Annotated in this window: 1 protein-coding gene; it reads right to left on the minus strand. The window is 61.7% G+C overall.

Annotated features, from left to right (window positions below):
* Positions 1–51 precede the first annotated feature (51 nt).
* Positions 52–1,386 (minus strand): replication-associated recombination protein A, encoded by a 1,335-nt coding sequence (locus ACP7BV_RS26995; RefSeq protein ID WP_426107979.1) that lies wholly within the window; start codon positions 1,384–1,386, stop codon positions 52–54.
* Positions 1,387–1,390 lie beyond the last annotated feature (4 nt).

A 1,390-nucleotide genomic window follows, 5' to 3' on the forward strand; every position in this document is an offset into this window, starting at 1 on the left:
ATCGGCAAGCCGGTCACGCGCGACGAAGCGATCCTGTCCGGTTCTCCAACGCTATTTGCGCGCGTCCGCGTCCAGTCCGCGCAGCCAGGCCAACTTCTCGGCGATCTTCGACTCGATGCCGCGTGGCACAGGCTCATACCAGTGCGGCTCGGCCATCCCTTTGGGCAAGTACGTTTCCCCTGCCGCGTAAGCGTTCGGTTCATCATGCGCATAGCGGTACTCGTGGCCGTAGCCCAGTTCCTTCATCAGCTTGGTCGGCGCGTTGCGCAAGTGAACCGGCACTTCGCGCGACTTGTCTTTTTTTACGAAAGCGGCCGCGCGGTTGTAGGCGTTGTAGCCGGCGTTGCTCTTGGCGGCAATGGCCAGGTAGATGACGGCCTGCCCCAGCGCCAGTTCGCCTTCCGGCGACCCCAGCCTTTCATAGGTTGCGGCCGCGTCATTGGCGATCTGGATCGCGCGCGGGTCGGCGATGCCAATATCTTCCCAGGCCATGCGCACAATGCGGCGCAGCATGTACTGCGGATCGGCGCCGCCGTCGAGCATGCGGCACAACCAGTACAGCGCGGCATCGGGATGCGAGCCACGCACCGACTTGTGCAGCGCCGAAATCTGGTCGTAAAAATTGTCGCCGCCCTTGTCGAAGCGGCGCGAATTGAGCGTCAACGCGTTGTCGACAAATTCGCCCGTGATACGCGTGATGCCCGACGTTTCGGCCGACGTCTTGGTCTGCTCAAGCAGGTTGAGAAAGCGGCGCGCGTCGCCGTCCGCGTAGCCGATCAAGGTAGCCACGGCAACGTCGTCAAACTGCAGGTGGCCCAAGCCGTGATCTTGCGCGCGTTTGAGCAGCAGGAGCATCTCGTCGTCGGTCAGCGCCTTGAGTACATAGACTTGCGCGCGCGAGAGCAATGCGGAGTTCACTTCAAATGACGGGTTTTCAGTGGTCGCACCAATCAGCGTGACCAGGCCCGATTCGACAAATGGCAGCAAGGCATCTTGCTGCGACTTGTTGAAGCGGTGGATTTCGTCAATGAACAGGATGGTGTGCTTGCCGTTGGCCAGGTGATGCTCGGCCTGTTCGATGGCGGCGCGGATATCTTTTACGCCCGACAGCACAGCCGACAGCGCAACGAACTCGCAGCCAAAGGCGTTCGCGGTCAGGCGCGCCATAGTGGTCTTGCCCACGCCGGGCGGGCCCCACAGAATCATCGAGTGGGGCTTGCCGGATTTAAATACCAGGCGCAAGGGCTTGCCTTCGCCCAGTAAATGGCTCTGGCCGATGACTTCCTCGATGCTTGCCGGGCGCAACGCTTCGGCCAGCGGCGGCGCGGGCTCAGTCTTGATATCCTCGAATTTCAAGGTCGAATCCTTGCCGCCGGCCGCGATGATGCGA

It is taken from the genome of Massilia sp. TSP1-1-2, assembly GCF_049896185.1.
Taxonomy (GTDB): Bacteria; Pseudomonadota; Gammaproteobacteria; order Burkholderiales; family Burkholderiaceae_D; genus Telluria_A.